The following is a 21,696-nucleotide window of genomic DNA, read 5'->3' as shown; positions in this document are numbered from 1 at the left end:
TGCAATTCTTCTTGCGCAACTTTTCCTGTGCATCTACGGTCGTGTCATGCCCAGTGAAGAACGACGCCGCGTCTCCGACCTCGACACCCTCAAGGCGATCGGCCACCCCTTGCGCCTGAGGCTCTACCGCGCCCTGCACATCAAGCGCACCGCCACCGCCTCCCAGCTCGCCGAACAGGTCGACGAGGCGGTCTCCCTCGTCAGCTACCACCTGCGCAAGCTCGCCGACCACGGACTGATCGAACCGGCCGAGGGCCAGGGCACCGACGGCCGGGAACGCTGGTGGCAGCCGTCCTCCCGAGGTCTGACCTTCAGCGATTCGGACTTCGACGACGCGCCGGACAGGGCGGCCGTCTACGCCGCCGCCAACCGCATGTCCTTCGACCAGCACGTCGAGCTCTACCGCGCCCACCAGGAAGCGCGGCACACCTGGGACACGGAATGGCGCAGCGCCTCCTGGAGCTCGGAGAACCTCCTGAGGCTCACCGCCGCGGAACTGGCCGCCCTCAGCCGGGAAATGGGCGCGCTGATCGACCGTTACGAGGAAGCGGGCCGCGCCCGCGACGACGCGGGCGACACGGAGGGCCGGGAGAGCGTCGCCCTGCACACGTACGGATTCCCCTTCCGACCGTGAGCCCCGAGCCCTGCACCGCCTCTCCGGACCGCCTCACCTCTTTAGGGACGAACCCATGACCGCCCCCGCCGTGGAAACCCTCGAACGCCCCGCACACCGCGACCCGAACGTCCTCCGCTGGCTCGGTGCGTACACCGCGTCGATGATCGGCGACAGCGTCTACTTCATGGCCCTCGCCTGGGCCGCCGCCCGTACCGGCAGCGCCTCCGGCACCGGCCTCGTCCTCGCCGCCGGCTCCCTGCCCCGGGCCCTCCTCATGCTCGGCGGGGGAGTGCTCGCGGACCGGCTCGGGCCCCGCCGTGTCGTCATCGGCAGCGACGCCGCCCGCGCCGTCCTGGTCCTCGCGCTCGCCGCGATCCTGGTCCTCACCGCGCCCACCGTGGGCGTTCTGGTGGCCGTCGCCCTGCTCTTCGGTGCGGTCGACGCCCTCTTCCTGCCCGCCGTCGGAGCGCTGCCGCCCCGGATCAGCACCCCGGACCAGCTCGCCCGGATCCAGGGCCTGCGGGCCCTGGCCGCGCGCGGCTCCTCGATCATCGGCGCGCCGATGGGCGGGGTCGCCGTGGCGACCGGCGGCCCCTCGCTCGCCTTCGCCGCCGCTGGCGTGCTCTTCGCCCTGTCCCTGCCGCTGCTCCTGAGCCTGCGGATCAGACCGCTGCCCGAGCCGGAGACCTCCGGTGAGGCAGCGGCCGCCGGGAAGACCCCCAACGCCTGGCACGACCTCGTCGGCGGGCTCCGGTACATCCGCCGCCACTCCCTGCTCGGCCCTCTGATGCTCGTCATAGCCCTCAGCGAGCTCGGCTTCGTCGGGCCGCTCAACCTCGGGCTCATCCTGCTCTCCGAGCAGCGCGGCTGGGGCGCGGCCGGCATGGGCTGGATCGTCGCCGGATTCGCCGGCGGGGCGGCCGGCTCCGCCCTCGTCCTCGCCGTCCGGGGCCGGGTGCCGCGCGCCGGGCTCGTGATGTGCCTGATGGCGCTCGTCGGCGCCATCGGCATCGCCGCCCTGGCCCAGGTCCCCACGGTGGCCCTCGCCGCCGCGATCGCCGGGTTCGTCGGCCTCACCGCCGGGCTGGCCGGGGCACTGTGCGGAGCCCTCGTCCAGACCGCCGCCGACCCGGCGTACCTGGGCCGGGTCACCTCCGTATCGACGTTCTTCACCTACGCCATCGCCCCGCTGAGCTACCCCGCCACCGGGGCCGCCGTCGCCCTCTGGGGCACCGGGCCGGTCTTCGCGGTCAGCGCGGCCGTGTGCGCGTCCGGAGGCGTGATGGGGCTCGCCCTTGCCGGACTCCGCCGCGCGGAACTGCCCCGCTGACCCGGTAAACGTCCGGCCGGGGGTGGCGGCCCCGGCCGGATGCCCGCCGGACCACCGGCCCCGTCACGCGCCCCGCGTCACATCCCCAGCTCGGCCTTCCGCAGCCGCTCCACCGCCGCCTCGTCGCCCTCCACCCGCACATCCGCCGCGTCCTGGCGGCCGAACGCGTACAGCAGCAGCTCGGCCGGCTCCCCGGTCACCGTCACCACCGGGGTGCCCTTGTGGGCGACCGCCGTCCGGCCGTCCGGGCGGCGCAGCACCAGCCCCACCGGGGACCTGCGGCCCAGCAGCCGGGAGGTCTTCTCCGTGTGGGACCAGAGCACATCGGCGAAGACCGGGTCCAGCTCGCGGCGCGACCAGTCGGGCTGGGCCCGCCGCACATCCTCCGCGTGGACGAAGAACTCGACCGTGTTGGCCGCCTCGTCGATCTGCTTGAGGGACATCGGGGAGAACCGGGGCGGCCCGGTCCGGATCAGCTGGATCAGTTCCTCGTACGGCTTCGCCGCGAACTCCGCCTGCACCCGCTCCAGCCGGGCCTTCAGCGCACTCACCAGCAGCCCGCCCGCCGCGTCCGCGCGGCGTTCGCGGACCACCACATGGGCGGCCAGATCGCGGGTCTTCCAGCCGTCGCACAGGGTCATGGCCTCGGGACCGGCCGCTTCCAACAGATCGGCGAGCAGAAGACGTTCACGCTTCGCATGGGTCGACATGCCCGCCAGCGTACGACCGTCACCGCATGTCCGCCCAGTGGACGTCCGGCCGGAAATCGCTTGGCGCCACGGCACAATGGGTCCATGACCAGCACGCCCGGCCCCACCCCACCCGTCGGCAGTCTCGACCCCGCCGTCGCCGCCCGCCTCAAGCGCGGCGCCGACGGCCTGGTCCCGGCCATCGCCCAGCAGTACGACACCGGTGAGGTGCTGATGCTCGGCTGGATGGACGACGAGGCGCTGCACCGCACCCTCACCACGGGCCGCTGCACCTACTGGTCGCGCAGCCGCCAGGAGTACTGGGTCAAGGGCGACACCTCGGGCCACGTCCAGCACGTGAAGTCCGTCGCCCTGGACTGCGACGCCGACACCGTCCTCGTCAAGGTCGACCAGACCGGCGCCGCCTGCCACACGGGCGACCGCACCTGCTTCGACGCCGACGTCCTCCTCGACAGCTAAGGTCCGGCCATGGATCTCGACACCTTCCGCAAGCTGGCCGTCGACCGGCGCGTCGTCCCCGTCAGCCGCCGCCTCCTCGCGGACGGCGACACCCCGGTCGGCCTGTACCGCAAGCTCGCCGCCGAACGCCCCGGCACCTTCCTGCTGGAGTCCGCCGAGAACGGCCGCACCTGGTCGCGGTACTCCTTCATCGGCGTCCGCAGCGACGCCACCCTCACCACCCGCGACGGCGCGGCCCACTGGCTCGGCACCCCGCCCGTCGGCGTCCCCGTGGCCGGCGACCCGCTGGACGCGCTGCGCGCCACCGTCGAGACCCTGCACACCCCGCGCGACCTGGTCGTGGACGAGGGCCTCCCGCCGTTCACCGGCGGCATGGTCGGCTACCTCGGCTACGACATCGTGCGCCGCCTGGAGAAGATCGGCGAGCACGGTGGCGACGACCTGAAGTTGCCCGAGCTGACCATGCTCCTCACCTCGGACCTCGCCGTCCTCGACCACCAGAACGGCACCGTCCTGCTGATCGCCAACGCGATCAACCACAACGACCTCGCCACCGGCGTCGACGAGGCCCACGCGGACGCCGTCGCCCGCCTCGACGCGATGGAGCGCGACCTGCGCCGCCCGGTCGAGAACGCCCCCGCCCCCCTGCCCCCGTCCGAGCTGCCCCCGTACACCGCCCTGTGGGGCGGCGAGGCCTACCAGGACGCCGTGGACGACATCAAGGAGCGCATCCGGGCGGGCGAGGCCTTCCAGGTCGTCCCCTCCCAGCGCTTCGAGACCCCCTGCACCGCGAGCGCCCTGGACGTCTACCGGGTCCTGCGGGCCACCAACCCGTCCCCGTACATGTATCTCTTCCGCTTCGACGGGTTCGACGTCGTCGGCTCCAGCCCCGAGGCCCTCGTCAAGGTCGAGGACGGCCGGGCCATGGTCCACCCGATCGCCGGAACCCGGCACCGCGGCGCCACCCCGCAGGAGGACCAGGCGCTCGCCGAGGAACTGCTCGCCGACCCCAAGGAGCGCGCCGAGCACCTGATGCTCGTCGACCTCGGCCGCAACGACCTGGGCCGGGTCTGCGAACCGGGCAGCGTCGAGGTCGTCGACTTCATGTCCATCGAGCGGTACTCCCACGTGATGCACATCGTCTCCACCGTCACCGGCCGCGTCACCGAGGACCGCACCGCTTTCGACGTCCTCACCGCCTGCTTCCCCGCGGGCACCCTCTCCGGCGCCCCCAAGCCCCGCGCGATGCAGATCATCGAGGAGCTGGAGCCGAGCCGCCGCGGACTGTACGGAGGCTGCGTCGGCTACCTCGACTTCGCCGGGGACTCCGACACCGCCATCGCCATCCGCACCGCCCTCCTCCGCGACGGCACCGCGTACGTGCAGGCCGGAGCGGGTGTCGTCGCCGACTCCGACCCGGTCGCCGAGGACACCGAGTGCCGCAACAAGGCGGCGGCCGTGCTCCGCGCCGTCCATACGGCCAACCGGCTCCACGACCGCTGAACCGGTAAGGGATAGTGGAAGGCGTGAGTGCTGTCCCCGTACCCCAGCCCCGTGCCCGTACCGCCGACTCCGCGTCCGGCGCCGCGCCCGACTCCGCAGACGGTCGCCGCTCCCTCGCGGCCGGTCTGCTCCTGGGCGCGGCCGGCGCGACCGTCGTCCTCCTCGCCTCCGGGCAGACCTGGGCCGAGGGCCGGGCGGCCACCGGCGGCGGCGCGCTGCCGCTGACCGCCGACGGCCGGGACGTCACGGGCGTTCCCGCCGCCCTCGCCATCGTCGGGCTCGCCGCCCTCGTCGCCGTCTTCGCCGTACGCGGCGCGGGGCGCCGGGTCGTCGCCGCGCTCCTGGCCCTCAGCGGCCTCGGCGCCGCCCTCAGCGCCTGGGCCGGCGCGTCCGACAGCACGGCCCTCGACGAGGAGGCGGCCAGAACCACCGGCGACGCGGCGGCCACCATCCACGCCCTCAGCCACACCGCCTGGCCGTACGTCACCGCCGTCGGCGGCCTGCTGATCCTGCTGGCCGGGCTCCTCGCCCTGCGTTACGGCAGCCGCTGGCCGGCCATGTCCGGAAAGTACGAGCGCGACGGCACCCCCCGCCCCGGCAGGGCGCCCCGCACCGCGCCCGACCCCGACCGGCCCGAGGACCTGTGGAAGGCCCTGGACCGCGGCGAGGACCCGACGCGCGAGGCGTGACCCCACGCTCACCCCCGGCGGCCCCGTACGGGACAATGGACCCGAGCCGTCCCCCGGGCGGCGGCCCCACCTACAGCGTCACCCACAGCGCAACACCAACGAGGAGCAACTCATGGCGGGCACGAGCCACGGACACACCCCGGCCGCCTGGACCGGTGTCATCATCTCGTTCATCGGCTTCTGCGTCGCAGGCGTCTTCATGGTCGCGGCCAACCCGCTCGGTTTCTGGGTCGGTGTCGCCGTGGTCTTCGGCGGCGGACTCGTGGGCCTCGCCATGCGGGCCGCCGGTCTCGGCGCGCAGAAGGAGTCGGCCGAGATGGCCGAGGCCAGGGCGCGGGCCGGGCAGGCGCAGATCTCCCACTGACCGGGGTGCCGGACCGTCCCGGCGACCGACACGCAGACAGGCGCAGCCCCGGTGGGGCTGCGCCTTTTCGCGTCGCCGGGAGACAATCACCGGGTGGACGCCACCCCGACCCCCGCCGCACCCGAGCCCCCGGACCCCGCCCCCCAGGGCGTAGGCCCCTGGAACCTACCGTTGACGGTCTGCCCGACCCCGGACACCCCAGCCCGTCCGGCGATTGAGGACGGAACCCTTGCCACGGGGACCCCGGACATTCCAGCCCGTCCGGCGCGTGAGAACGGGACCCTCGCCATTCCAGCCCGTCCGGCGTTTGAGGACGGAACCCTCGGCGGGGAGAGCCCGCAGCCCGCCGGCCCCTCGGGCGAAGGAACCTCGCAGGTGCACGGAGCCCACAGCCCCGGTTCCGTCCTCAAACGCCGGACGGGCTGGGTGGGCGGCCCGACAGGCCAGGGAGACCAGGAGGGCCGGAGCGGCCGGGTACGGCGGCTCGGCACGCCCATCGGGATCCTTGCCGCCGTCGTCGGCGCCTTCGCCTACGTCGGCACCGTCGACCCCAACGACCCCGGCCACTACCCCGTCTGCCCCCTGCTCAAGCTCACCGGCGTGTTCTGCCCCGGCTGCGGCGGCCTCCGCAGCGCCCACGCCTTCATCCACGGCGACCTCGGCGCCGCGTTCTCCGCCAACGCGATCGCCACCGCCGGCTACTTCCTCTTCGCCGCCGTCTGGGTCCTCTGGCTGGTCCGGGCCTGGCGCGGAAAGCCCCTGCGCATCGGCCTGGCACCCGCCTGGTGGTGGGGCGTGGGCGCCGTCCTGCTGCTCTTCACCGTCGTCCGGAATCTGCCGTTCGGCTCGGCGCTAGCCCCCTGAATCCCCCGGGGCGGCCCGACGAATTGCCCAGGTACTGGGACGCGGCGTGGCCGGATGCGAGCCCCGGGCCCTCCTGCGGATACCATCGGTACGGCTGATCCTGTTCCCTATTCACCGTTCCGGAAGGGGGCCGCTCGCGTGAGTGTGCTCGACGAGATCATCGACGGCGTACGCGCCGACCTCGCGGAGCGACAGGCGCGCGTCAGCCTCGACGAGCTGAAGGAGCGCGCTGCCCGCGCCCCCCAGGCCAAGGACGGAGTCGCCGCCCTGCGCGGCGAGGGCGTCACCGTCATCTGCGAGGTCAAGCGCTCGTCGCCCTCCAAGGGGGCCCTGGCCGCCATCGCCGACCCGGCCGCGCTCGCCGCGGACTACGAGGCGGGCGGCGCGTCCGTCATCTCGGTCCTCACCGAGGAGCGCCGCTTCGGCGGTTCGCTCGCCGATCTGGAGGCCGTCCGCGCCAAGGTCGACATCCCGCTCCTGCGCAAGGACTTCATCGTCACCTCGTACCAGCTGTGGGAGGCCCGCGCCTACGGCGCCGACCTCGCCCTGCTGATCGTCGCCGCCCTCGACCAGGAGGCCCTGGTCTCCCTCATCGAGCGCGCCGAGTCGATCGGGCTCACCCCGCTCGTCGAGGCGCACGACGAGGAGGAGGCGGAGCGCGCCGTGGACGCCGGCGCCAAGATCATCGGGGTCAACGCGCGCAACCTGAAGGACCTCAAGGTCGACCGCTCCACCTTCGAGCGGGTCGCCCCCGAGATCCCCGACCACATCGTCAAGGTCGCCGAGTCCGGCGTCCGGGGCCCGCACGACCTGATCGCGTACGCCAACGCCGGCGCCGACGCCGTCCTGGTCGGCGAGTCCCTGGTCACCGGCCGCGACCCGCGCGCCGCCGTCGCCGACCTGGTCGCCGCGGGCGCCCACCCGGCCCTCCGCCACGGCCGCGGCTGACCGGGGACGACAGCGACCATGACCGGACGTCCCGTGCCTCGTACCCGGCCGGGCCTCGGCCCCGCCGGGGGCCCGGCCCGGGACCCGCACGCCCCGCTGGCGCGCGGCTGCCGGCCGCGCGGCTGCCGCGCCCCCGCCCGGCGCGTGCACGGACGGCGTGTCCGGTACGTCATCGGGGACGAGCCCGGCCAGGTCAACGGCATGCGATGGCGCCCGGGGTCCGCGCAGTAGCGAGCCCCGGCCGACGTACCGCAGTACCCGCAGCACTTTCGTACGTACGACCGCACCGCCCCGACCGCACGCCGGTCCCGGTGGCGCTCGCCGCTCCGCGCATACGGTGAACCCACCCGTTGCCATGCCAAGGAGCACGTCGCATGACGTCCGAATTCTTCATTCCGGACCCCGAGGGTCTGACCCCCAGCGCCGAAGGCTATTTCGGCGCGTACGGCGGCAAGTTCATCCCGGAGGCGCTCGTCGCCGCCGTGGACGAGGTCGCCGTCGAGTACGACAAGGCCAAGGCCGACCCGGCGTTCGCCGCCGAGCTCAATGAGCTGATGGTGAACTACACGGGCCGCCCCAGCGCGCTGACCGAGGTCCCGCGCTTCGCCGAGCACGCGGGCGGGGCCCGGATCTTCCTCAAGCGCGAGGACCTGAACCACACCGGCTCGCACAAGATCAACAACGTGCTGGGCCAGGCGTTGCTCACCAAGCGCATGGGCAAGACCCGCGTCATCGCCGAGACCGGAGCCGGCCAGCACGGCGTCGCCACCGCGACCGCCTGCGCCCTCTTCGGCCTCGACTGCACCATCTACATGGGCGAGATCGACACCCAGCGCCAGGCCCTGAACGTGGCCCGGATGCGGATGCTCGGCGCCGAGGTCGTCGCCGTGAAGTCCGGCTCGCGGACCCTGAAGGACGCCATCAACGAGGCGTTCCGCGACTGGGTCGCCAACGTGGACCGTACGCACTACCTCTTCGGTACGGTCGCGGGCCCGCACCCCTTCCCCGCGATGGTCCGCGACTTCCACCGGGTCATCGGCGTCGAGGCCCGCCGCCAGCTCCTGGAGCGCGCCGGGCGTCTCCCCGACGCGGCGGTCGCCTGCGTCGGCGGCGGCTCCAACGCCATCGGCCTCTTCCACGCCTTCATCCCGGACGCCGACGTCCGCCTGATCGGCTGCGAGCCCGCCGGGCACGGCGTGGAGACCGGCGAGCACGCGGCGACCCTGACCGCGGGGGAGCCGGGCATCCTGCACGGTTCGCGGTCGTACGTCCTCCAGGACGACGAGGGCCAGATCACCGAGCCGTACTCCATCTCGGCCGGGCTGGACTACCCGGGGATCGGCCCCGAGCACTCCTACCTCAAGGACATCGGGCGCGGCGAGTACCGCGCGGTCACCGACGACGCCGCCATGCAGGCCCTGCGCCTGCTGTCCCGCACCGAGGGCATCATCCCGGCCATCGAGAGCGCCCACGCGCTCGCCGGGGCCCTGGACCTCGGCAAGGAGCTGGGCAAGGACGGGCTGATCCTCGTCAACCTGTCCGGCCGCGGTGACAAGGACATGGACACCGCCGCCCGCTACTTCGGGCTCTACGACACCGACGCCGTCGTCGAGGCGGACGCCGACAGCGACCGCGCCGAGATCGAGGGGGACGCCAAGTGAGCGGCAACATCGAGCTGTTGAACACCACCCTGGCCGCAGCGAAGGCCGCGGACCGGGCGGCGCTCATCGCCTACCTCCCGGCGGGCTTCCCGACCGTCGACGGCGGCATCGAAGCGGTCAAGGCCGTCGTCGCGGGCGGCGCCGACGTCGTCGAGGTCGGGCTCCCGCACAGCGACCCGGTCCTCGACGGGCCGGTCATCCAGACCGCCGACGACATCGCCCTGCGCGGCGGCGTCAAGATCGCCGACGTGATGCGTACGGTCCGCGAGGCGTACGAGGCCACCGGCGTCCCGATCCTCGTCATGACGTACTGGAACCCCATCGACCGCTACGGCGTCGAGCGCTTCACCGCCGAGCTGGCCGAAGCGGGCGGCGCCGGGTGCATCCTGCCCGACCTGCCGGTCCAGGAGTCCGCGCTGTGGCGCGAGCACGCCGAGAAGCACGGTCTCGCCACCGTCTTCGTCGTCGCCCCCAGCAGCCAGGACGCCCGCCTCGCCACCATCACGGCGGCCGGCAGCGGTTTCGTCTACGCCGCGTCCCTGATGGGCGTCACCGGCACCCGCGCCTCCGTCGGCGCCCAGGCCCAGGAGCTGGTGGGACGCACCCGCGCCACCACCGACCTGCCGGTCTGCGTCGGCCTCGGCGTCTCCAACGCGGCCCAGGCCGCCGAGGTCGCCGGATTCGCCGACGGCGTGATCGTCGGCTCGGCCTTCGTCAAGGCCGTGCTGGACGCCCCCGACGAGGCCGCCGGCCTCGACGCCGTCCGCTCCCTGGCGGGCGAACTGGCCGAAGGTGTTCGAAAGCGCTGAGCCCGTGAACCACCCGAATGGGTGGATTGTGGACCGGGGAGGCGCGGAGGTGCCTCCCCGGTTCGTTCCCCGGGTGTGAGCGACAAGATCCCTGAGGGAAACAGAAGCGCGCGCGAGCGCCTGGCCCAGCGGCGCGAGCGGGAGAAGGGGCGCGAGAAGCGCCGCCGGACGCTGATCGTCGCCTCGGCGGTGGTCGGGGTGCTCGGCCTGGCCGCCGTAGTCGGCCTGATCGCGGCCAACGCGGGCAAGGACGACGGCGGCGACTCCGCCTCCGGCCCGGCGGTCGCCCCGTCCGGCGCGATCGGCGAGGACGCCCTGACCGTGCCGGTCGGCGCGGCCGACGCCCCGTCCACCCTCACGGTCTGGGAGGACTTCCGCTGCCCGGTCTGCGCCCAGTTCGAGAACGCTTTCCGGGACACCATCACCGAGCTCGCCGACGACGGCCAGATCCGGGTGGAGTACCACCTGGCCACGATCATCGACGGCAATTTCGGCGGCACCGGCTCGCTGCGCGCCGCCAACGCCGCCGCCTGCGCCCAGGACGCCGGCAAGTTCGCCCCGTATCACGACGTCCTCTTCAGCAACCAGCCTCCCGAGCCGGACGACGCCTTCGGCAAGAACAGCCGGCTGATCGAGCTGGCCGGGAAGGTCGAAGGGCTCGACACGCCGGGCTTCCGCAGCTGTGTGGAGGACGGCGAGCACGACAGCTGGGTGAAGAAGTCCGACACGGCGTTCCGCGAGGGCGGCTTCCAGGGCACGCCGACGGTGCTGCTCAACGGGGAGTCCGTCTTCCCGGCCAAGGGCGACGAGCAGATCTCCCCGGAGAACCTGAAGAAGTGGGTCGCCGAGGCCAACAAGGGCAAGAAGCCGGGCACGGCCACCCCGGCCGAAGGATCCACGGCCCCGTCCGCCTCGGCCGACGGGTCCGGCGCCGCGTCCACCCCGGCCGAAGGGGCCACCACCCCGGTCGCGCCCTCGTCCGCCGCCGGTTCCTGACCGCGTTCCGCGGCCGCCCGTGACGCGGTCCTCGTTACCCAGAAGTTGCCGGGTGGCTTGCCGTACCCACCGCCCGGCAAGGTAGCGTCGACCTCGCCATGAATCTTGCCTCCATTCCCAGTCCGTCGACCGGCGTGATCGAGCTCGGCCCGATCCCGCTCCGCGGCTACGCGTTCTGCATCATCATCGGTGTCTTCGTCGCTGTCTGGCTCGGCAACAAGCGGTGGATCGCCCGGGGCGGCAAAGCCGGCACGGTGGCCGACATCGCCGTCTGGGCGGTGCCCTTCGGCCTCGTCGGCGGGCGGCTCTACCACGTGATCACCGACTACCAGCTGTACTTCAGCGAGGGTGAGAACTGGGTCGACGCGTTCAAGATCTGGCAGGGCGGCCTCGGCATCTGGGGCGCGATCGCGTTCGGTGCCGTCGGCGCGTGGATCGGCTGCCGCCGCCGGGGCATCCCACTGCCCGCCTGGGCCGACGCGCTGGCCCCGGGCATCGCCATCGCCCAGGCCATCGGCCGCTGGGGCAACTGGTTCAACCAGGAGCTGTACGGCAAGCCCACCGACCTCCCCTGGGCGGTGGAGATCAGCGACGGCGCGAACCGGGTCGCCGGGACCTACCACCCGACCTTCCTGTACGAGTCGCTGTGGTGCATCGGTGTGGCGCTGCTGGTCATCTGGGCCGACCGCCGCTTCACGCTCGGCCACGGACGGGCGTTCGCGCTGTACGTCGCCGCCTACTGCGCGGGCCGCGGCTGGATCGAGTACATGCGGGTCGACGAGGCCCACCACATCCTGGGCCTCCGCCTGAACGTGTGGACCGCGATCATCGTCTTCGTCCTCGCCGTCGTCTACATCGTGGTCTCCGCGAAGCTGCGCCCGGGCCGCGAGGAGATCGTCGAGCCCGACCGGGACACCACCCCCGGCAAGGACTCCGACACGGACGGCTCCGCGAAGGCGGACGCCGCCGACACGGACGCCGAGGACGCCGACGCGAAGAAGGACCCGCTCAGCAAGGACGAGCCGGGCAAGGACCTCACCGCCGAGAGCACCGAAGCAGCGGCCGAGAAGGGCTGACCCCCCGGCGCCCTCCCCGGGCGCACCCCGCACCACCTCCCGCTCGCCGGGCGGGCCCGCAGTCTCAGGCCCGCCCGGCGAGCGCGATCGTACGGCGGGCGGACGCCACCACCGCCGCGTCCACGAACCGCCCGTCCGGCAGCGCCAGCGCCCCCGCCTCCACCGCCGAGGCCGCGACGATCTGCTCGGCCGCCTCGATCTCCTCGGCCGTCGGCCGGAACGCCCGCTCGATCACCTCCAGCTGGCGCGGATGGATCGCCGCCCGCCCCAGCAGCCCGAGCCCCCGCCCCCGTACGCAGGACGCCCACAGTCCGTCCAGGTCCCGGACGTCGGGGAACACCGACTGGACCGGCGGTGGCAGGGCCGCCGCCCGGGCCGCCACCACGACCCGGCTGCGCGGCCAGTCCAGCCCGGCGTCCTCCCGTACGCCCAGATCGGCCCGGAGATCCGCCTCGCCCAGGGCGATGCCCCGCACCGCGTGATGCGCCGAGGCGATCGAGTACGCGTGCTCGATCGCGAGCGCCGACTCCAGCAGCGGATACAGCGGTACGCCCGGGGCCACGGCCGCCACATGGTGCACCGAGACCGCATGGGTGATCTTCGGCAGCCGGAACGCGCCCAGACCCGGCAGCCCCGCCAGCGCCCGGATGTCGTCCTCGCCGTGCACCCGGACATGGACCGGTACGGCGTCGGGGGCGGCGGTCACCTGGTCGCCGAGGAGTTCGGCGGTGGCGGAGCGGGCGTACTCCTTACGGTCCGGGGCGACGGCGTCCTCCAGGTCGACGATCACCACGTCCGCCCCCGAACCCAGCGCCTTGGTCACCACCTCCGGCCGGTCCCCGGGCACGTACAGCCAGGTCAGCGGCGGCCGGCCGGGGTCGGCCTCCGGGTCCTCCGGCAGCGGAGGGAGGGGCGTGTCGCAGCCGGTCACAGCGCCCCCTGGTCCCGCAGCGCCGCGATCCGCGTCTCCGAGAGGCCGAGCCCGGCCAGGATCTCCTCGGTGTCCGCACCGTGCGGGCGGCCCGCCCACCGGATCCCGCCCGGGGTCTCCGAGAGCCGGAACAGGACGTTCTGCATCCGCAGCGGCCCCAGCTCCGGGTCGTCGACCTCGGCGATCGTGCCCAGCGCCCGGTACTGCGGGTCCTCCATCACCTCCCGTACGTCATGGATCGGCGCGACGGCCGCCTCCGCCTTCTCGAAGCCGTTCAGCACCTCCTCGCGGCTGTGCCGGGAGATCCAGTGGCCGACCGCCCCGTCCAGCTCCTCGGTGTGCTCGGCGCGGGTGGTGCCCGAGGCGAACCACGGCTCCTCGATCAGCTCCGGGCGGCCCACCAGCCGCATCACCCGCTCCGCGACCGACTGGGCGGAGGTGGAGACCGCGACCCAGTGGCCGTCGGCGGTGCGGTAGGTGTTGCGCGGGGCGTTGTTGCGCGAGCGGTTGCCGGTGCGCGGCTGGACGTAACCGAGCTGGTCGTACCAGAGGGGCTGCGGGCCCAGCACCGTCAGGATCGGCTCGATGATCGCCAGGTCCACCACCTGCCCCTCGCCGGTCTTCTCGCGCCCGGCGAGCGCCGCCATCACCGCGTACGCCGTCGCCAGCGCCGCGATGGAGTCCGCAAGACCGAACGGCGGCAGCGTCGGCGGCCCGTCCGGCTCCCCGGTGATCGCCGCGAACCCGCTCATCGCCTCGGCGAGCGTCCCGAAGCCGGGGCGGTGCGCGTACGGTCCCGACTGCCCGAAGCCGGTGACCCGGGCCAGCACCAGCCGCGGGTTGACGGCGTGCAGCTCCTCGGGGCCGAGCCCCCAGCGCTCCAGGGTCCCCGGCCGGAAGTTCTCGACGATGACGTCGGTCTCGGCGGCCAGCCGGAGCAGCACGTCCCGGCCGCCGGGTGCGGACAGATCCAGCGTCAGGGCGCGCTTGTTGCGGCCGAGCAGCTTCCACCACAGGCCGACCCCGTCCTTGGCGGGCCCGTGCCCGCGCGAGGGGTCCGGCTTACGGGGGTGCTCCACCTTGATCACATCGGCGCCGAAGTCCCCGAGCATGGTGGCCGCGAGCGGTCCGGCGAAGAGGGTGGCCAGGTCGATGACCTTCAGCCCGGTCAGGGGTCCCGCTGTCGTGCTGCTCATACGGCCTCGGCCTCGATCTCGCTGCGGTAGGGCATGGATGTGGACGCGCCCGGCTTCTGGACGCAGAGCGCGGCGGCGGACGACGCGAACGCCACCGCCTCGGCCACCGGCCGCCCCTCGCCGAGCGCCACGGCCAGCGTCCCGACGAAGGTGTCCCCGGCCCCGGTCGTGTCGACGGCGGTCACCGAAGGGGCCTCGAAGAGCACCGGTTCGCCGCCCCGGGCCGCGTACAGGCAGCCCTTCGCGCCGAGCGTGACGATGACCTCGGGGACCCGGCGCAGCAGGATCTGGGCGGCGGCGTGCGGCTCGTCCTGCCCGGACAGCTCGGCGGCCTCGTGCTCGTTGGGGACCAACAGGTCGATGTGGTCGAGGAGTTCATCCGGAAGCGGCTGTACGGGGGCGGGGGTGAGGATGGTCCGCACGCCCTGGGCCCGGGCCGCGCGGGCGCCCTCGACGACGGCGGACAGGGGGAGTTCGAGCTGCATGAGGAGGATCTCGGACGCGGCGATCGCCGCGATCTCCCCGGGCCCGAGCGCGGTGACGACGCCGTTCGCCCCGGGGACCACCACGATCGCGTTGGACCCGGTGTCGTCGACGACGATGTGCGCGGTGCCGCTGGGGCCCTCGGCGGTGTGCAGGAGGTCGGTGTCCACCCCGGCGTGTTCGAGGCCCTCGCGCAGCTGTGTTCCGTACGCGTCGTCGCCGACCGCGCCGATCATCATCACCTCGCCGCCCGCGCGGGCGGCGGCCACGGCCTGGTTGGCGCCCTTGCCGCCGGGGATCGTCCGGAACTCCCGTCCGGTGACGGTCTCGCCGCGTCCGGGGGCGCGGGCCGTGTAGGCGACGAGGTCCATATTGGTGCTGCCGAGCACCGCGATGCGGGTCATGGGCGCAGAGCCTCCTGATGGGTCAGTGCGGCGAGGGTGTCGAAGCCGACCCGGTCGAAGCCGGGTACGGAGGTGGCGAGCCGGTTCTTCAGCGGGGCGGTCCAGTGGTGCGGCAGGGCGTCCGGGGTGCCCGCCAGCAGTCCGGCGATCGATCCGGCGGTGGCCCCGTTGGAGTCGGTGTCCCAGCCGCCGGAGACCGCGTTGCCGACCGACCGGGTGAAGTCGCCGTCGGCGTGGGTGAGGGCGGCGGCGAGCAGCGCGGCGTTGGGCAGCACGTGCACCCAGTGGTGGGTGTCGGCGTAGACGGCGTGCAGCCGGTCCACGACAGTGTCGAACTCCCTTTCCGTGCGCGCTGTTTCGATGCCGAGCCGGACCGCGCGGGCGTACCGCGAGTGCGGCGGCACCACCCGCAGCCCGGCGGCCAGGCAGCCGTGCACATCGCTCTCGCCCCCGGCCGCGACGGCGAGCGCGGCGGCGGTGAACATCGCGCCGTACACCCCGTTGCCGGTATGGGTCAGCACCGCGTCCCGGTGTGCTTGGGCGGCGGCCCCGGCCGGGTCGCCGGGGTGGGTCCAGCCGTGCACGTCGGCCCGGATCTGCGCGCCGATCCACTCCCGGAACGGGTTGCGGCGGCGGGCGGTCTCCGGGGGTTCGACGCCGGCCAGGAGATTGCCGTACGCGATGCGCTCGGCGGTGAAGGTGCGCCCGGCGGGAAGCTCGTCCAGCCAGAGCCGGGCCAGATCGGCGGTGGTGAAGGAGCGCCCGTGCCGCTGGAGCAACAGCAGGGTGAGCAACGGGTAGTTGAGGTCGTCGTCCTCCGGCATGCCGTCGATGTTCTCGGCGAGGGACGTGGGGGCCGAGCGGCGGTTCCAGGGGTGGGCGGCGAGCAGGTCGGCGGGCACGCCGTGTGCGGTGAACCAGGTGGTGAGGGGCCAGTTGCCGGTGGCGCGGGCGAGGGCGCGGATGCCGGTCAGCGGCAGCTTCTCCACCGGCTTGCCGAGCAGACAGCCCACCGCCCGGCCGAGCCAGGCGGCGTGGAGGCGGGCGTGGGTGATGGGGGGCCTCTGGCCCGGGCCGAATCCGGGGGGCCTGCCCTGGCCGATGACGGCCGTCCCGCCCCGGTCGCCGCAGGCCGTCCCCTCTTGGCCGGTGGCGCGGGTGCGGTGCGGTCCGGCGGGCGCCCGGTCGCGGCCTGCGAAGCCGCTTCCGTCCCGGCCGGCGGGTGCCTGGGCGCGGTCCGCCACGGCCGTTCCGTCCCGGTCGGCGACGGGCGTACGGTCTCCGACGCCGAGCGCGGCCTCGGGCGGCCCGGGCCAGTGCGGGCAGGCGGCCACGATCGCGTCCAGCTCGGTCGGCTCATCGGCGGCCAACGGCGAATCCAACGTGGCGAGTTCGTCCAGCAGCTCCCCGGCAAGCGCCCGCAGCCGCGGCGGTGCGGGCGGTTCGGACGCGCCCGCGCGGTCCGGGGCGGGGGCGCCCCCGGCCGCGTACCATCGCTCCTCGATCTCCCGGGCGTCCCGGCTGTCCTGCGCGGCCTGCCGCAGCTCGTGCCCGACGAGATCCTCGGGCTGCACCCAGGTGAGACGGACGGGCCGGTGGGTGCTCACCGCTCACCGGCCAGCGCGGTGAACGCCTCCTCGTGGGCCGCGCGTCGCTCCACATCGCGGGCGAAGACCTCCCGGGCCACCCGCGCCAGCGCCCGGGCCGGGGTGTGCAGATCCAGGCGGCTCGCCTCCGCGACCGTCTCCGCCCAGTCGGCCGGGATCTCGCCGCCCAGCGCGCCCACGAGCGCCCCGCTCATCGTGGCGATGGAGTCGCAGTCCCGGCCGTAGTTCACCGAACCCAGCACCGTACGCCGGTAGTCGCCGCCCCCGACCAGCAACATGCCCAGCGCGATGGGCAGTTCCTCGATGGCGTGCAGCCGGGAGGGGCGGCGGGCGCCGAGTGCGGGGGAGCGGTAGTCGGGGCCGACCGTGTCGAAGGGCTCCACCGCCGCCCGCAGCGGGGCGAGCGCGGACTCGAAGTCGTCGTGGTGCGAGGCGACTTCGCAGACCTCCTCGATCGCGGACCGTGTGCCGTCCTTGGCCAGCGCGAGGGCGGCGTCGATCACCGCGTCGGGCGTCGCGCCCGGGTGACAGGCGGCGGCGACGGCGGCCGCGAACACCCCGGCGGCCTCGCGCCCGTAGGACGACTGGTGCGGGGCCGCGACCTCCAGCGCCTCGGCGTACGCGGCCTCCGGGTGCCCGGCGTTGACCAGGCCGACCGGGGCCATGTACATCGCCGCCCCGCAGTTGACGATGTTTCCCGCACCGGCCTCGCGCGGGTCCACGTGCCCGTAGTGCAGCCGGGCCACGATCCACTTCTCCGCCAGGAAGATCCGCTGGAGCGGCAGCGCCTCGGCCTCCAGTTCCGGGATCCAGCGTGGCGAGAGCAGATCCGGTACGAGATGGTCGGCGACGGCGTACGCGTCGAGGTGGTCGCGGACCTTCTCGTAGACACGGATCAGGGCGTGGGTCATCAAGGTGTCGTCGGTGACGTGCCCGTCGCCCTTGTGGTACGGAGCGATGGGGCGCGCGGTGCGCCAGTCCTCGCCGTACCAGGGGCCGACGATCCCGGTCACCCGGCCGCCGTGGCGCTCGGCGATCTGCTCGGGGGTCCAGCCCTCGACCGGGCCGCCGAGCGCGTCGCCGACGGCCGCGCCGACGAGGGCCCGGGTGAAGCGGTCATCCAGTCCGGGAGCGGAGGGGGAGGTCTGCGGGGTCGAGGCGGCGGGAGCTGTGGCCGTTGTGGGCGTCATGCCGGAATTGTCCACCCGGGAGGGCTGGTTCCGTGGCTGCCAGCAGCCCGGCGAGTTCGATCAGGTCCGTGCCCGCGAGTCGGGGCAGCGCGCAGCCCGCGAGCGTCCGGCACGCCTCGCGCCAGCCGGCCGGTACGGCGGTGACCGAGCCGATCGCCCCGGTCAGCGCCCCGGCCAGGGCGGGCGCGGAGTCGGCGACCCGGGAGAGGCAGGCGGCGGCCGGGATGGCCTGGGCGATCTCGCCCCGGGCGGCGGTGGTGAGGGCGAGCGCGACGGGTACGGTCTCGGCGGCGGCGATCCCGTAGCTGTAGACGTGGTCCACGATCTGGTGCTCCAACACCGGGACCAGGGCGAACGCCCCGGCCGGCTCGTCCGCGAACTCCCGGGCCAGGCGAACCGCGTGCACGGCGTTGCGGGCGATCTCGGTGCCCTCGGGGAGCCGGTCGAGGGCGGCGTTCACCACGGTGTCGACGTCCGCCCCGGTCAGCGCCACGGCGATCGCGGCGGCCACGGCCCGGGCGCCGTGCACCCCGTCGCCGTCCTGGGTGTAGCGGGCGTCGAACTCCGCGAGGGCCGCCGCCTCCGCCGGATCGCCCGGGTGGACCACGGCGAGGACGGCCGCCCGGACGCAGGCGGCGTCGTCGAAGTAGTGCGGGTTGTCGTGCCCGGTGGCGGGCGGCCGCAGCCCGGCGGCCAGGTTGCCGAGCCCGGCCCGCACGGAGATCCGGGCCCGCAGCGGGAGGACGGCCGCCTCGACCTCGGGGGCCCGGGCGCTGGCGGCGGCGACGGTGGCGGCGAGCGCGTTCCAGGCCCGGTCGACCGCGTCCCGCATCCGGCGGCCGGGGGAGAGGCCGTCCGCCTCGTCGGCGGCCGCCGCCAGCACCGTACGAGCGGCGAACGCGGCCCACTCGGCGTCGTCGGACGGCCCGAGCCGCAGCGGCTCGGGCGGCTGGTTGAGGGCGATGGGCACGGGGAGCGTGGTGGTGGCGTTCTGCTCGGCGAAGGTGTCCAGCTCCCGGGTGAGCCGCCGCGTCCACTCGGGCATCCGAGCCGCCCGATGCCGCGCGGCGGGCCACCCGGCGGCATCCCCGGCGGCCAGCCCGAGCAACAGCCCCTCGATCCGGGCCCGGCGGGTGGGGACGGGGGCCCCGGTGGCCTGGCGCGCCGTGGTCGTGTGGCTTCTGGCCGTTTCGCTGGTGGCGGTGGTTGTGGGTGTCCCCGGAGCGCCGGTGGCCTGGTGTGCTGTGGTCGTCGTCGTGTGGCTTCTGGCCGTTTCGCTGGTGGCGGTGGTTGTGGGTGTCCCCGGAGCGCCGGTGGCCTGGTGTGCTGTGGTCGTCGTCGTGTGGCTTCTGGCCGTTTCGCCGGTGGCGGTGGTCGTGGGTGTCCCCGGAGTGACGGTGGCCTTGCGGGCCGCGGTCGTCGTGTGGCTTCCGGGCGTTCCGCTGGTGGCGGTTGTGGGTGCCGCCGGAGCGCCGGTGGCCTGGTGTGCCGCGGTCGTCGTCGTGTGGCTTCCGGCTGTTCCGCCGGTTGTGGCCGTCGTGGGTGTCCCCGGAGCCCCGGCCGCCTCGCGCGCCGCGGTCATCGCCGCTCCTCCCGTACGGGCGCGAAGGTGGCGGCCACCGACGCCATGTCCCGTACGGCCGACGGCTCGCGACCGCCGCCCCGCTCCTGCGGGGGCTCCGCCGCCCCCGGGTCGTCCGGCGTCAACAGGTCCGCGATGTCCAGCACGTGGTAGCCGCGCATCGAGGGCAGGCAGCTCCCGCGGACCGGGCCGATCGCCGTCGCCCAGTCCGGGGGGATGGCGTTCTCCCCGTGCAGCGCCCCGGCCAGCGCCCCCGCCACCGCCGCCGTCGTATCGGCGTCCCGGCCCATGTTGACCGCCGTGAGCACCGCCGTCCGGAAGTCCCCGCGCGCCGCCGTGAACGCCCCGAACGCCAGGCCCACCGCCTCCGGCGCCAGGTCCGTCCAGGGGTAGCCGGCGATCACCACCGCCGAGCGCACCGCCCGTTCCATCGTGAGGCGGTCGGGGTAGGGGCGCTGGGCCGCCGCCACCGCCCGGCGCAGCGAGCGGGCCGTCCAGGAGTCCATCGGGACCACCGAGAGCGCGGCCGCGATCACCGAGGCGAGGCCCGAGCCGACCATCGCCGCCGCGACCCCGGCCGCCACCGCCTGGCCCCCGTAGATCCCCTCGCCCTCGTGGCTGACCCGGCCGTCCACCGCGACCAGCCGGGCCGCCTCGGCGGGGCGGCCCGCCGCGAACACCCCGAAGGGCGCCGCCCGCATCGCGAGCCCGTCGCTCCAGGCGTGCCGGTGCTGGGCCGAGATCGGCGCGGCCAGGCCCCGGCGCAGATTCTCCAGCGTGCCGCGCTCGCTGAACCCGGCCCCTCGGAACGGGCCCTCGTCGAGATCGGCGATCCAGTGGTGCCAGGCCCGCTCCACATGGGTGACGTCGAGCGCGGAGCCGTGCCGGGCCAGCAGCAGCCCGGAGAAGATCGCGTACTCCGTGTCGTCGGTGCCCGCCGGGTCGTCGCTCACGAACCCCTCGATCCGCCCCCAGCGGCGGCGGATCTCGGAGGGCCGCAGGTTCTCCGCCGGTGCGCCGAGCGCATCCCCGACCGCCAGTCCCAGCAGTGCGCCCCTGGCCCGGTCGTGGCCGATGGCCGTGTTCATCGCGTCGCCCTTCCGCTCGTCCGGCGGGTCCGCCCGAGTCGGACCGGGGCCTTCGGCGGGCCCTGTCCGCATCTGTCCCCCGTGGGGTGCGAAGGGAGGCGGGAATCGGCGGGAAAGGGGCCAGGAGGGTGACGGCCGAGGAAGCTGAGGCTGCCCTTTCTTCGCAGGTCAGAAGGGGTGTAGGGCAGCCTTGCCTTGCTGGCGGTGATCGCTCGGACAGCGTACTTTGGACTTTGTCGAAAGTTGTACTCAGCAGGGGAGAAGTGAGTCGTGGCCCTCATCGTGACCGACGCCGTGGTGCACGAGGCGCACCGGGACAACCACACCCACCGTGATGTCAACGGTGGCTGGCTGCGTCCCGCCGTCTTCGGCGCGATGGACGGTCTGGTCTCCAACCTCGCCCTGATGACCGGCGTCGCCGGCGGCGCGGTGTCCCAGCAGACCATTGTGATCACCGGGCTCGCGGGTCTCGCCGCCGGGGCGTTCTCCATGGCGGCGGGCGAGTACACCTCCGTCGCCTCGCAGCGCGAACTGGTCGAGGCCGAGCTCGCCGTCGAGCGCCGCGAACTCCGTAAGCACCCCAAGGACGAGATGGCCGAGCTGGCCGCGCTCTACGAGTCCCGTGGCGTGGATGCCCCGCTGGCCCGCGAGGTCGCCCGGCAGCTGTCGCGCGACCCGGAGCAGGCGCTGGAGATCCACGCCCGCGAGGAGCTGGGCATCGACCCCGGCGAACTGCCCTCGCCGCTGGTCGCCGCCGTCTCGTCGTTCGGCGCGTTCGCGCTGGGCGCCCTGCTGCCCGTCCTGCCCTACCTCCTCGGCGCGAGCGCCCTGTGGCCCGCCGTGCTGCTCGCGCTCATCGGCCTCTTCGCCTGCGGCGCGGTCGTGGCCCGGGTGACGGCCCGCAGCTGGTGGTTCAGCGGACTGCGTCAGCTGGTCCTCGGCGGTACGGCCGCCGCGATGACGTACGGACTCGGCACCCTGTTCGGCGTCGCCGTCGGGTGACCCTCGCGGGCGGCCCGGTGAGGTGACGTCCGCGGGCCGCCCGGTGGGTGGCTCGGTGGGGTGCCCCCCGCACGCGGCCCGGTGAACGGCGTAACCGGGCCGCCCGAACGGCGCAACCGCCCCGCAACGCGTGTGACGTACGTCTTGGCGCCGCCCACTGGGCGTGATGGGCTCCACAGTCGTAAAAT

At 74.1% G+C, this 21,696-nt stretch carries 22 protein-coding genes; 14 read left to right on the top strand and 8 right to left on the bottom strand.

All coding sequences use genetic code 11. The features are described 5' to 3' along the window. The first annotated feature begins 46 nt into the window (after nt 1-46). Together A3Q37_RS09975 and A3Q37_RS09970 are read left to right on the top strand one after the other, a co-directional pair. A complete protein-coding gene (locus A3Q37_RS09975) occupies nt 47-634 on the top strand; it encodes a transcriptional regulator (RefSeq protein WP_065481021.1) in 588 nt (195 codons plus the stop codon). A 55-nt stretch (nt 635-689) separates the two neighbouring features. Next, nucleotides 690-1,946 (top strand): MFS transporter, encoded by a 1,257-nt coding sequence (locus A3Q37_RS09970; protein ID WP_065481019.1) that lies wholly within the window; start codon nt 690-692, stop codon nt 1,944-1,946. Between the two features lie 77 nt (nt 1,947-2,023). Here the strand turns inward: A3Q37_RS09970 and A3Q37_RS09965 are convergent, their stop codons facing one another. After that, nucleotides 2,024-2,656 (bottom strand): TIGR03085 family metal-binding protein, encoded by a 633-nt coding sequence (locus A3Q37_RS09965; RefSeq protein ID WP_065481017.1) that lies wholly within the window; start codon nt 2,654-2,656, stop codon nt 2,024-2,026. Nucleotides 2,657-2,740: 84 nt separating this feature from the next. Between A3Q37_RS09965 and hisI the strand changes: the two genes are divergently transcribed. The 11 genes from hisI to lgt all read left to right on the top strand — a co-directional run bounded on the left by hisI (nt 2,741) and on the right by lgt (nt 12,025). Beyond that, the gene (gene hisI, locus A3Q37_RS09960) at nt 2,741-3,115 is read left to right on the top strand and encodes a phosphoribosyl-AMP cyclohydrolase (RefSeq protein WP_065481015.1); all 375 of its coding nucleotides are present in this window, start codon (nt 2,741-2,743) and stop codon (nt 3,113-3,115) included. A 9-nt stretch (nt 3,116-3,124) separates the two neighbouring features. Continuing rightward, nucleotides 3,125-4,618, top strand: a complete 1,494-nt coding sequence (locus A3Q37_RS09955; protein WP_065481013.1) for an anthranilate synthase component I — start codon at nt 3,125-3,127, stop codon at nt 4,616-4,618. 14 nt (nt 4,619-4,632) lie between these two features. Beyond that, nucleotides 4,633-5,307 carry a TIGR02234 family membrane protein gene (locus tag A3Q37_RS09950; protein WP_065481011.1) on the top strand — a complete coding sequence of 225 codons (675 nt, stop codon included), beginning with the start codon at nt 4,633-4,635 and terminating at the stop codon, nt 5,305-5,307. Between the two features lie 112 nt (nt 5,308-5,419). Then, nucleotides 5,420-5,671 (top strand): HGxxPAAW family protein, encoded by a 252-nt coding sequence (locus A3Q37_RS09945; RefSeq protein ID WP_065481009.1) that lies wholly within the window; start codon nt 5,420-5,422, stop codon nt 5,669-5,671. Between the two features lie 375 nt (nt 5,672-6,046). After that, nucleotides 6,047-6,535, top strand: a complete 489-nt coding sequence (locus tag A3Q37_RS09940) for a DUF2752 domain-containing protein (RefSeq protein WP_079137723.1) — start codon at nt 6,047-6,049, stop codon at nt 6,533-6,535. A 138-nt stretch (nt 6,536-6,673) separates the two neighbouring features. Then, nucleotides 6,674-7,483, top strand: a complete 810-nt coding sequence (gene trpC, locus A3Q37_RS09935) for an indole-3-glycerol phosphate synthase TrpC (RefSeq protein WP_065481007.1) — start codon at nt 6,674-6,676, stop codon at nt 7,481-7,483. Between the two features lie 18 nt (nt 7,484-7,501). After that, nucleotides 7,502-7,714 carry a tryptophan biosynthesis modulator TrpM gene (gene trpM, locus A3Q37_RS35545; protein ID WP_079137722.1) on the top strand — a complete coding sequence of 71 codons (213 nt, stop codon included), beginning with the start codon at nt 7,502-7,504 and terminating at the stop codon, nt 7,712-7,714. 143 nt (nt 7,715-7,857) lie between these two features. Beyond that, nucleotides 7,858-9,144 carry a tryptophan synthase subunit beta gene (trpB, locus tag A3Q37_RS09930; RefSeq protein WP_065481005.1) on the top strand — a complete coding sequence of 429 codons (1,287 nt, stop codon included), beginning with the start codon at nt 7,858-7,860 and terminating at the stop codon, nt 9,142-9,144. Continuing rightward, the gene (gene trpA, locus A3Q37_RS09925; protein ID WP_065481003.1) at nt 9,141-9,953 is read left to right on the top strand and encodes a tryptophan synthase subunit alpha; all 813 of its coding nucleotides are present in this window, start codon (nt 9,141-9,143) and stop codon (nt 9,951-9,953) included. The genes trpB and trpA overlap by 4 nt, the downstream gene beginning before the upstream one ends. Before the next feature lie 75 nt (nt 9,954-10,028). After that, entirely contained in the window at nt 10,029-10,949 is a 921-nt protein-coding gene (locus A3Q37_RS09920) for a thioredoxin domain-containing protein (RefSeq protein ID WP_065481001.1), read from the top strand. A gap of 98 nt (nt 10,950-11,047) precedes the next feature. Then, on the top strand, nt 11,048-12,025 hold the full coding sequence (gene lgt / locus A3Q37_RS09915) for a prolipoprotein diacylglyceryl transferase (RefSeq protein ID WP_065480999.1): 978 nt from the start codon (nt 11,048-11,050) through the stop codon (nt 12,023-12,025). A gap of 64 nt (nt 12,026-12,089) precedes the next feature. Here the strand turns inward: lgt and A3Q37_RS09910 are convergent, their stop codons facing one another. The 7 genes from A3Q37_RS09910 to A3Q37_RS09880 form a co-directional block, all read right to left on the bottom strand. Then, a complete protein-coding gene (locus A3Q37_RS09910; protein ID WP_176711386.1) occupies nt 12,090-12,956 on the bottom strand; it encodes a CoA ester lyase in 867 nt (288 codons plus the stop codon). Further along, the gene (locus tag A3Q37_RS09905; protein WP_065480997.1) at nt 12,953-14,152 is read right to left on the bottom strand and encodes a CaiB/BaiF CoA-transferase family protein; all 1,200 of its coding nucleotides are present in this window, start codon (nt 14,150-14,152) and stop codon (nt 12,953-12,955) included. The genes A3Q37_RS09910 and A3Q37_RS09905 overlap by 4 nt, the downstream gene beginning before the upstream one ends. Beyond that, complete coding sequence (gene rbsK, locus A3Q37_RS09900; protein WP_065480994.1) at nt 14,149-15,039, bottom strand: ribokinase; 891 nt, start codon at nt 15,037-15,039, stop codon at nt 14,149-14,151. Before rbsK ends, A3Q37_RS09905 begins: the two co-directional genes overlap by 4 nt. Then, a complete protein-coding gene (locus A3Q37_RS09895; RefSeq protein WP_065480992.1) occupies nt 15,036-16,646 on the bottom strand; it encodes an ADP-ribosylglycohydrolase family protein in 1,611 nt (536 codons plus the stop codon). Before A3Q37_RS09895 ends, rbsK begins: the two co-directional genes overlap by 4 nt. Then, a complete protein-coding gene (locus A3Q37_RS09890) occupies nt 16,643-17,836 on the bottom strand; it encodes an ADP-ribosylglycohydrolase family protein (RefSeq protein ID WP_065480990.1) in 1,194 nt (397 codons plus the stop codon). The genes A3Q37_RS09895 and A3Q37_RS09890 overlap by 4 nt, the downstream gene beginning before the upstream one ends. Then, a complete protein-coding gene (locus tag A3Q37_RS09885) occupies nt 17,763-18,956 on the bottom strand; it encodes an ADP-ribosylglycohydrolase family protein (RefSeq protein ID WP_065481084.1) in 1,194 nt (397 codons plus the stop codon). Before A3Q37_RS09885 ends, A3Q37_RS09890 begins: the two co-directional genes overlap by 74 nt. A 458-nt stretch (nt 18,957-19,414) precedes the next feature. Continuing rightward, nucleotides 19,415-20,506: an ADP-ribosylglycohydrolase family protein gene (locus tag A3Q37_RS09880; protein WP_065480988.1), complete on the bottom strand. Its 1,092-nt coding sequence runs from the start codon at nt 20,504-20,506 to the stop codon at nt 19,415-19,417. A 270-nt stretch (nt 20,507-20,776) separates the two neighbouring features. Between A3Q37_RS09880 and A3Q37_RS09875 the strand changes: the two genes are divergently transcribed. Next, nucleotides 20,777-21,508, top strand: a complete 732-nt coding sequence (locus tag A3Q37_RS09875) for a VIT1/CCC1 transporter family protein (RefSeq protein ID WP_065480986.1) — start codon at nt 20,777-20,779, stop codon at nt 21,506-21,508. Nucleotides 21,509-21,696 lie beyond the last annotated feature (188 nt).

It is taken from the genome of Streptomyces sp. PTY087I2 (assembly GCF_001687325.1).
Classification (GTDB): Bacteria; Actinomycetota; Actinomycetes; order Streptomycetales; family Streptomycetaceae; genus Streptomyces.
Note: the sequence above shows the minus strand (reverse complement) of the source record. Positions and strands in the feature narration are given on the sequence as shown.